Genomic DNA, 8,921 nt, shown 5'->3' on the forward strand with positions numbered 1-8,921 from the left:
AGACTAGAGCCGGGGCCATCCTCAGAAGAAGAGTAGAGAACATCTCTCTGTAACTGATCTTGTTGGTCGCCATACTCTTCTTGTGCCGCCTAACGCCTGAGTTAACCCGACCTGCGTAGTGGAGCCAACAACATGGCAAGCTTTATCTGCCATGTTGTTGGTGGAACGAAGCGGGTTCGGGTTGAACGAACTTGTTAGGCCCCAAACTGGGACCGCCAGAAACCAGCCCATTCTTCCGGCTCAGGATAATTTGTCCTGACTGCCAAACGTATAAGCCTTGGTTGGCGTGACCACCAGATGTTGAAGTCATCACGGTATGCCTCGCCCTGGCCCATGCGCCAGCCCATAGAGCCATGTCGCAAATTTGGATACTTCGCCCACGGCGGGCGCATGAACCCATCACCGTCTAAATCCGGAATTGGTGGGTCGGGCCAAGGGTCAGACTTGTTCGGGTCAATTGTCATTGGGGCCTAACGCCTGAGTTAAGCCGAACCGTAGCGGGGCGGCGAATGGATGCAAATATAGCCGAAGGCGTGCAGCCATTCGCCGCCCCGATGCGGTTTCGGCTTGAACGAATTGTTAGGCCCCAACTACCGGTAGCCTTCATAGTCGAAAGGGATTTTAACAACGTCAGCGCCTGCTAATGCGGCGGAAAGATCGTGGAACCTGCCGAGCGTTGCGAGAGTGCCGATAGCCGACCGTACGAACTCGTCAGGCGGACGAGGCGGGAAGTTGCTTAGGAACGCTCGATCGTGCCCTACATGCGCCAAGTAGTCCGAGACATAGATCCGCTTTTCTCCACGAGCGATGATGCATGACAACGCATCGACTGCTCGCGGATCAGTTGGGGACAGGTACGAGATCTCTAAGCTAGTCAGACCATCCGAACCGTAGCCGATGAAGTTGGCGCAGCCGCCGATCAACGGCTGATACTCATAGCGCCGTTCAAAGCGTGCAACGCCCAGCGGGCGAACTTCCGCCAGCTCCTGTGCCAATAGGTCAGCGGTTGCAACAAGTGCTGCGTCTGGGCTGAACGCGCTGCAATGTGTCATTTGGGGCCTAACGCCGGAATTAAGCCGACCCGCCAATCGTAGTGCTTCAGATCGCTGCGCTAACGATGCGGGTTCGGCTTGAATGACTTGTTATGCGGTAGATGCCCAGAAGAGTTGGAAACCTGCCAACGCCACCGGGAACCACCGCCCCGCCGAAATACTAACAGCCTTTATGACCGGGGCTTTGGCAAGAACCCATGAACCGAAGAATGGCCGAAGCCAACGCTAATCGAAGCACCCACATCAATCCGCCTATATCGAAGCGGCGGACGAGTGGGCGCAATAAAATTGGAAACAGTTGTCCGGAGGACACCCTGGACGGTGCGGCGGATTAACCGAAGGAAGAACTGCGGAAATGCTGATTGCATTACCGCATAACGCATGAATTAAGCCGACCCGCAGCAGGGCGGCGACTGGGTGCGAATATAGCCGAAGGCGTGCACTCAGGCGCCGCCCTGATGCGGGTTCGGCTTGAATGAATTGTTAGGCGGCACGCGAGCTGTCCCAGAGGTTTGAGCTGCGGAATGCGTAACGCCACAGCGCCAAGAGTAAGGGCGCACTAAGGGCCAGCCCGATCAGCGCAGCGCCAAGAACAAGGCCACGAAACTCAGGATTAAGGAAGAATGGCCTAACGAGACAGTAGGCCGTGACGAGAACGCTGACGCCAAAGAAGGCGGCCCAGAATAGACGGTTGCCTATGGCCTGGTTGCGCAGATAGCCCCATAACCCCGCTAGTGCGATCCCGCTGAAGATTAGGAGTATCCAGTCCGCAAGGTCCGGTGGATCCAAAAAAATCGACACTACATTGCTAAGGGCGAGAATCCAGAAGTAGAGCCACCAGCCAGCACCGGGTTCTGTAGTCATGATTGCCGCCTAACGCCGGAATTAAGCCGAACCGCACCATGCAGATCGGGAACCGAAACCACAACTTGCTACGACTGCCTTGAACGAAGCCAAGATGCGGGTTCGGCTTGAATGACTTGTTAGGCAGCAATGCCCGGGATGGCCGGAGCGCCTATCGCCCAATCTACCGAGAACCACTGCCGCCAAAATACTACCAGCCTTTATGACCAGGGCTTTGGCAAGAACCCACGAGCCGAGGAGCGGCCGAAGCCCAAGCCATGTGAAGCAGCCTGTTGCGTCAGTCGTCATCGGCGAGCAAACCGATCGCGTGAAAGTTGAACACTATCCGGAGGCGACCCTAAACGCTGCGGCGGATTGGCCGAAGGAAGAACTACCGCAATATTGATTGCATTGCCGCCTAACGCCTGAGTTAAGCCGACCCGCGAAGCGGGTTCGGCTTGAATGACTTGTTATGCGGTAGATGCCCAGAAGGATTGGAAACCAGCCAAGGCAACCGGGAACCACCGCCCCGCCGAAATACTAACAGTCTTTATGACCAGAGCTTTGGCAAGAACCCATCAGCCGAAGAACGACCGAAGCCAAAGCCAATCGCAGCACCCAGATCAATCCGCCGACATCGAAGCGACAAACGGATGGGTGCAATAAAGTTGGAAACAATTGTCCGGAGGCGACCCTGGACGATGCGGCGCTGTGACCGAAGGAAGAATTACCGCAATGCTGATTGCATTACCGCATAACGCCTGAGTTAAGCCGACCCGCAGCGGGGCGGCGACTGGGTGCTAGCGTAGCGGATAAGCACCCAGGCGGTGCCCCGATGCGGGTTCGGCTTGAACGAATTGTTAGGCGTCTGCCTCAAGTAACTCGCCTGCTTGTCGGTAGTCGCCATGAGAGGCTAAAACGGCGGCTTGTGCCGCGGTTGCTACATGCTCATCGACGATGGAAGGAAGTTCTGATGCAGCAATGGCTCCGAGAGTTGCGACCGCCCTATTGAAGCTGTCCCGCATCCCAGCATGCACGTCAGTTGGATTGGCATTGTCAGCGATGGCGATCAAAGTGGGCAGTAAATAAAAGCCGAGGGTGGCCTTGCTCGGCGCTTGGGACAGCACAGAGACGATCTGAGGTACGGCCGCAATAGATGCCGAATAGATATCGCCTTGGTGATAGAGGGAGCTCCAGAGCGAGAACCATGGCTCCGCCTGCCAATCGGTCTCAGCGGGAAAACTCTCGATCTTTTTGAGCAGAGACGGGATATCGCCAGCCTCACCATATGCGTGACACAACAGATGCCAATCAACAGTTTGCGAGGTAGTCATGTGCTGACGCCTAACGCCTGAGTTAAGCCGACCCGCAGCGGGGCGGCGACTGGATGCAAATATAGCCGAAGGCGTGCAGTCAGGCGCCGCCCCGATGCGGGTTCGGCTTGAACGAATTGTTAGGCGTGCGCTCTAGATGTTGCCATGCCTAGCGAAATCCAGAACACACGCCACCAAAGTAATGAGTCCTGCAGATAGCAGAACGATTGAAACTGCGGTTAAGAGCTTGTCGATGCGACCTAGATTACGGAATTTTGATGGTGCCAAAAGGTGATAGACCCAAAATTGAGGTGCTCGCTGCCAAGGATTTATTTGCAGAGATTGATGCAAGTCTGGCTGGCTTAGCTTGAGCCGATAGCTGAGCACGCCAGCGATGATGGAAGAACAAACCATAATTAGCAGCGAGCTGATAAATAGTGTCATAGCACGCCTAACGCCTGAATTAAGCCGACCCGCGAAGCGGGTTCGGCTTGAATGAATTGTTAGGCCCGCCAGACATTGAAGCCACTCATGCCCAAGAGCCAGTACGCCGCCAGAACGGCCGCCGCAATCCACATGGCCAGAAAAGACAAGCTCCTGGCGCGCGGTGCAGCGCGGCGTTTGGCAAGTTGATTGAACCACAGGGCGGACCCAAAGGTGGCCGCTAGCAAACCGGAGAAGAGCAGGCCGGTTTTGAGGCTGAGCGTGATATAGCCTGCGTCCGAATAGCCAGCAAATTTGTACCACTGCCAGATAGCAGCGATGAGTCGCTCAACAAACGGAACCGACAGCGCCAAGGCAGCGGCCAGTGCTGCCAGAGACGCGATGCTTAGTGCTTTATTGGAATCGCGACTTTGCATGATGCGGGCCTAACGTCAGAATTAAGCCGACCCGCAAAACCGCAGTGCGTCAGATCGCGGCGCTAACGATGCGGGTTCGGCTTGAATGATTTGTTATGCAGTAATGCCCGGAATAGTCGGCGTACCTGCCAAAACCCCGAGAACCACCACCCCGCCGAAATACTAACAGTCTTTATGACCAGCGCTTTGGCAAGAACCCATGAGCCGAAGAACGGCCGAAGCCAAAGCCAAATGGAACACTAAGATCAATCCGCCGAACTCGAGGCGACAAGCAACCCGGGCGCGAGAAGATCAGGGAGCGCTATCCGGAGCCGGCGCTAAAAACTGCGGCGGACTAGCCGAAGGAAGAATTACAACAATATTGATCGCATTACCGCATAACGCCTGAATTAAGCCGACCCGCAACGGATCGGTTGTGACCAGAGAATACATCTCAAACCGGGCATTTGAACGAAGCCGAGATGCGGGTTCGGCTTGAATGAATTGTTAGGCATCGTGCCGATCACTTTGCGATCAAACCCTTTGCGCCAGAAAAACAAAGCAATGCACCGCCAACAACGTAAATGACGTAGATCACCGCGGCAGACTCTCCGCCCAGTCCAAACGGAAAACGCGACGAAGGGCCAAAGGTGGATTGGCCAGAAACAATGAACTGATAAAGCGCGTCCGCACCAGATCCCAGAAGGAATCCGCCAAATAGGAACTTGCACCAGTTGGAGAAGTTATCTTTTTGGTCGGTCATGCTTCTAGATGCCTAACGCCTGAGTTAAGCCGACCCGTAGCGGGGCGGCGACTGCGCGCTAGCGTAGCGTAGGCACGCGGGCGCCGCCACGATGCGGGTTCGGCTTGAACGAATTGTTAGGCCGCAAACCGACTAGCGACCGGAAGGAATCGCGGCCATAGCAGCGCAAAAAATGCCGGCCACTGCCGTTGCTGCAACGTAGTTGAGAAGCGTTGCCTCCATGCCCTGCCAAAGCTGTAGTGTTGCAATGAACATGGCCACGACAATAGACCCCCAGACAAACGAGAACAACAACGTTTTGCCGCCAGCTCGCGTGAATAGCCGAAGCCCGCGCTTTAACCGAACGGCAGAAGATGCAAGAGGCGCTGAGAAGAAGAACAGTGCGAAGAACGACGCAAAAACAACGGCTAACAGCTTTGGGGTGCCGAGCCAGAGATACAAGATAAGGCAGGCGACGCCCACCAAAGCAACAAGTACCAGGAATTGCAGCAGGAGGCGAAACGTCTCCGCGAGTAGGATCTTGATGGAAATGGTGCGATCTTGCATTTGCGGCCTAACGCCTGAATTAAGCCGACCCGCGAAGCGGGTTCGGCTTGAATGAATTGTTAGCCATACACCGACCACCACTGGTCATTGTAGTGACTGTGACAAGCCACGAGCAGGCTTGCCGGAGTGCGTAGAAGCGGAAAGGAATCCTCACTCTCGCGCTGCGCAATATCTCGGAGCTTGTTGATGGTGCCAATGTGGTCAGTACCACCAAGGCTGGGCCAATGAAACTCACCCTCAGCCAGGGCGGCTGCAGTGGAAGTTTGCACAGCAATCAAGTGCGCAGGGTGCTTTACAGATACAAGAGCGAGATCGCTTACAACAAAGGCAGAATCACCGCGCTTCCGTGTCTCCTCAAGAGTTGAGGCAAGCGCCTCGACCTCTCTCGGAGAGCCCGATAGAAGCACGACCTCGTCGTTTTTGAACCAGAATCTGCCTAGATGCATCATGTATGGCTAACGCCTGAATTAAGCCGACCCGCGAAGCGGGTTCGGCTTGAATGAATTGTTAGGCCCCGGCGCGGGACCCTTGATCGATCCGGCCAGAAGAAGCAGGCCGATTAGTCCAACTGGTGGAATGAGCGTGGCCCAATAGATATTTCCTGGCAAAGCGAACGTCGCAAAGAATGCGGCTGCAATCCCGCCGGCAATGCAAATCGCTACTCCGCCGCGCTCCCACTTGGTCAGGAGGAAAAAGCGTGGCCCGGCGCCGATGCGAAAGAAGGCGCCAAGCAGCCCTGCAGCACCTCCGACGCCAAGCGCAAGAAGTCTTGGCTCACGGAATCCCACAACTAGCAGGACAACCACAAAAGGTCCAAGTAGAAGCGCGCAGCCAACCCAGACTGCAACGAGTGCGAGCCGGGCCGGTTTGCGATCTATCAAGCTTGCGATTCTTCTGAACAAGGGGCCTAACGCCTGAGTTAAGCCGACCCGCAGCGGGGTGGCGACTGGGTGCTAGCGTAGCGGAAAAGCACCCAGGCGGTGCCCCGATGCGGGTTCGGCTTGAACGAATTGTTAGGCCGCAGCAACGGCGCTGACCATAACGTAGTACCCATCAGGGTCGCGGAGTGCAAACTCCATAGTACCCGTGTTGGAATTGATATTAGGCTCCTCCTCTAACTTATTGGCGAGGGCTCGCGCACGGACGAGCGTCTCGTCAAAGTCATCTACGCGGAAGAACAACAGAAGCCCGTTACCAGGCTGAGAATGTTCGGGACTGGTTAGCGTTGGATGATCGTGTGAGCCCCACTGGTGAAGGCAGAGGAGAACCGTCCCGTCTCCATCCAGGATCTGCCCGAAGTAGCTATGAGCAGGGCCCGTGTCGGGTTGACCGAACAGCGACTGATACCAGCTGAAGCTGCGAGCAACATCGGCAACACCAATGATTGTCCAAGTGCGCCTCATGGTCTCTCCTGCGGCCTAACGCCTGAGTTAAGCCGACCCGCATCGGGGCGGCGACTGGATGCAATATAGCCGAAGACGTGCAGTCAGGCGCCGCCCCGATGCGGGTTCGGCTTGAACGAATTGTTAGGTGCCGCTATGAGGGAAACGCATCAAACACGGGAATGCTAGCTAGATTTGCGTCCCAAGCCGCTCGGCTGGCAACGAAAATATGAGCGTCTGGAGTCAAGGCGAGTTCCGTGTCAAGACAGCCAGCAGGGACGACAAGGAACTCATTAGTGACATGTGGCATTGCGGAGCCACAAGCCGAGCAGAAGCAACGGACGTGACGGGTTTGCGGAAGGTGGTACGTCTGGACCTTGTCCTGGCCGGAAAGCCATTCGAACTTGGCCGTCGACGAGAATAAATTTGCTGCGTGAGCTGATCCAGTGTCTTTACGGCAATGGGTACAGTGACAGAGGAAGAAGCGGTCAAACACGCCCTCAACCTTGAAAGTCGCCGCGCCGCATAGGCAAGAGCCAAGGTGTTGATGCTCCATATTTCTCCTTTCCGGTGCGAAGTACTCTCGCGGCGCCTAACGCCTGAATTAAGCCGCGCCGCGAAGCGGCGTCGGCTTGAATGAATTGTTAGGCGCCTGCGATAGAGCGCAAGCACCTATAGTCAAATGCCACCAAAAAAGAATGACGCAAGGATTAGTAAGACGGGAAGAGCGCAAAGCGTAGTACCAGCGATCTGCTGGAAGCTACGCAAGTCAGGATTGGCAATTAGCGCATAGGTTGAAACTGGAACTATTACGAATGCGGCCGCGGTGGAAAAGAAGCTGGTTAATAGGGAAATTTGAACGACGGTTGGATTTGATTTGAAGACAATGGCGCAAGTGAGCGAAACAGCCCAGATTGTTGGGAGAGCGATCAGAGCCCAAATTGGCATTGCTACTTTTGGCATGACAGCGCCTAACGCCTGAATTAAGCCGACCCGCGAAGCGGGTTCGGCTTGAATGAATTGTTAGAGCGCGTCCCCACAGCGGTCGCCCTCCGGAAAGAATACCTGTGTTGGAAACCTGGGTGGTGGCGCATCCGCACGAACCAGTGCGCTGCACCCGCGGAACTGAATCCGATTGAAGGTGACAGATTGACCCGAGCTGGTATGCAAGATGATTGCCGAAGGCGTCTCCGACCATGTGCCACTTTGTTGGTCAGGCGGGCAGATGTCGCACCAACTGGATCCAGCGAAGTTGCCAGATGCGTACAGGCGAATGGTTTGTACAGTGTCGCGTCCCATTACCCAAGACTGTGCTGGTTCTTCTCGGGATGCCCGCTGAAACAGCCAATAGCCTCCGCCGATAGCGATAAGAAGTAGAGCTGTTGTCAAAGCCGCCGATTTGTTCATAAGCGCTCTAACGTCAGAATTAAGCCGGCCCGCTAAACCGCAGTGCGTCAGATCGCGGCGCCAACGATGCGGGTTCGGCTTGAATGATTTGTTATGTGGTAATGCCCGGATTAGTCGGTGTAGCTGTCGCCCCGCCCCGAGAACCACCACCCCGCCGAAATACTACCAGCCTTTATGACCAGCGCTTTGGCAAGAACTCATGAGTCGAGGAACCGCCGAAGCCAAGGCCAATTGGAGTACCCAAATCTATCAACCGACATCGAAGCGACGAACGACCCGATCGCGAGAAAGTCAGAGAGTGCTGTCCGGAGCCGACCCTGGACGCTGCGGCGGATTAACCGAAGGAAGAACTACAGCAATATTGATTGCATTACCGCATAACGCCGGAATTAAGCCGAACCGCACCATGCAGATCGGGAACCGAAACCACAACTTGCTACGACTGCCTTGAACGAAGCCAAGATGCGGGTTCGGCTTGAATGACTTGTTAGGCAGCAATGCCCGGGATGGCCGGAGCGCCTATCGCCCAATCTACCGAGAACCACTGCCGCCGAAATACTACCAGCCTTTATGACCAGGGCTTTGGCAAGAACCCACGAGCCGAGGAGCGGCCGAAGCCCAAGCCATGTGAAGCAGCCTGTTGCGTCAGTCGTCATCGGCGAGCAAACCGATCGCGTGAAAGTTGAACACTATCCGGAGGCGACCCTAAACGCTGCGGCGGATTGGCCGAAGGAAGAACTACCGCAATATTGATTGCATTGCCGCCTAACGCCTGA

Annotated in this window: 9 protein-coding genes; all 9 read right to left on the minus strand. The window is 55.7% G+C overall.

Going from position 1 to position 8,921, the window contains the following annotated elements; translation table 11 throughout:
* Nucleotides 1–590: 590 nt before the first annotated feature.
* Nucleotides 591–1,052 carry a hypothetical protein gene (locus tag CSC74_RS11910; protein WP_162314666.1) on the minus strand — a complete coding sequence of 154 codons (462 nt, stop codon included), beginning with the start codon at nucleotides 1,050–1,052 and terminating at the stop codon, nucleotides 591–593.
* 483 nt (nucleotides 1,053–1,535) lie between these two features.
* Nucleotides 1,536–1,916, minus strand: a complete 381-nt coding sequence (locus CSC74_RS11915) for a hypothetical protein (protein ID WP_162314667.1) — start codon at nucleotides 1,914–1,916, stop codon at nucleotides 1,536–1,538.
* An 839-nt stretch (nucleotides 1,917–2,755) separates the two neighbouring features.
* A complete protein-coding gene (locus CSC74_RS11920; protein ID WP_162314668.1) occupies nucleotides 2,756–3,229 on the minus strand; it encodes a hypothetical protein in 474 nt (157 codons plus the stop codon).
* A gap of 482 nt (nucleotides 3,230–3,711) precedes the next feature.
* Nucleotides 3,712–4,068 (minus strand): hypothetical protein, encoded by a 357-nt coding sequence (locus CSC74_RS11925; RefSeq protein ID WP_162314669.1) that lies wholly within the window; start codon nucleotides 4,066–4,068, stop codon nucleotides 3,712–3,714.
* 502 nt (nucleotides 4,069–4,570) lie between these two features.
* Complete coding sequence (locus tag CSC74_RS11930; protein WP_162314670.1) at nucleotides 4,571–4,810, minus strand: hypothetical protein; 240 nt, start codon at nucleotides 4,808–4,810, stop codon at nucleotides 4,571–4,573.
* A gap of 132 nt (nucleotides 4,811–4,942) precedes the next feature.
* Nucleotides 4,943–5,356, minus strand: a complete 414-nt coding sequence (locus tag CSC74_RS11935) for a hypothetical protein (RefSeq protein WP_162314671.1) — start codon at nucleotides 5,354–5,356, stop codon at nucleotides 4,943–4,945.
* Between the two features lie 1,013 nt (nucleotides 5,357–6,369).
* Nucleotides 6,370–6,759: a VOC family protein gene (locus CSC74_RS11940; RefSeq protein WP_162314672.1), complete on the minus strand. Its 390-nt coding sequence runs from the start codon at nucleotides 6,757–6,759 to the stop codon at nucleotides 6,370–6,372.
* A 133-nt stretch (nucleotides 6,760–6,892) separates the two neighbouring features.
* Nucleotides 6,893–7,294, minus strand: a complete 402-nt coding sequence (locus CSC74_RS11945) for a GFA family protein (protein WP_162314673.1) — start codon at nucleotides 7,292–7,294, stop codon at nucleotides 6,893–6,895.
* Between the two features lie 122 nt (nucleotides 7,295–7,416).
* Complete coding sequence (locus CSC74_RS11950; RefSeq protein WP_162314674.1) at nucleotides 7,417–7,701, minus strand: hypothetical protein; 285 nt, start codon at nucleotides 7,699–7,701, stop codon at nucleotides 7,417–7,419.
* Nucleotides 7,702–8,921: the final 1,220 nt, after the last annotated feature.

The organism is Pseudoxanthomonas yeongjuensis (assembly GCF_010093345.1).
Classification (GTDB): domain Bacteria; phylum Pseudomonadota; class Gammaproteobacteria; order Xanthomonadales; family Xanthomonadaceae; genus Pseudoxanthomonas_A; species Pseudoxanthomonas_A yeongjuensis.

Bases quoted from the DNA above. Each gene is read 5' to 3' on its own strand.
- CSC74_RS11910 (WP_162314666.1), bottom strand. From the start codon at position 1,052: ATGACACATTGCAGCGCGTTCAGCCCAGACGCAGCACTTGTTGCAACC.
- CSC74_RS11915 (WP_162314667.1), bottom strand. From the start codon at position 1,916: ATGACTACAGAACCCGGTGCTGGCTGGTGGCTCTACTTCTGGATTCTC.
- CSC74_RS11920 (WP_162314668.1), bottom strand. From the start codon at position 3,229: ATGACTACCTCGCAAACTGTTGATTGGCATCTGTTGTGTCACGCATAT.
- CSC74_RS11925 (WP_162314669.1), bottom strand. From the start codon at position 4,068: ATGCAAAGTCGCGATTCCAATAAAGCACTAAGCATCGCGTCTCTGGCA.
- CSC74_RS11930 (WP_162314670.1), bottom strand. From the start codon at position 4,810: ATGACCGACCAAAAAGATAACTTCTCCAACTGGTGCAAGTTCCTATTT.
- CSC74_RS11935 (WP_162314671.1), bottom strand. From the start codon at position 5,356: ATGCAAGATCGCACCATTTCCATCAAGATCCTACTCGCGGAGACGTTT.
- CSC74_RS11940 (WP_162314672.1), bottom strand. From the start codon at position 6,759: ATGAGGCGCACTTGGACAATCATTGGTGTTGCCGATGTTGCTCGCAGC.
- CSC74_RS11945 (WP_162314673.1), bottom strand. From the start codon at position 7,294: ATGGAGCATCAACACCTTGGCTCTTGCCTATGCGGCGCGGCGACTTTC.
- CSC74_RS11950 (WP_162314674.1), bottom strand. From the start codon at position 7,701: ATGCCAAAAGTAGCAATGCCAATTTGGGCTCTGATCGCTCTCCCAACA.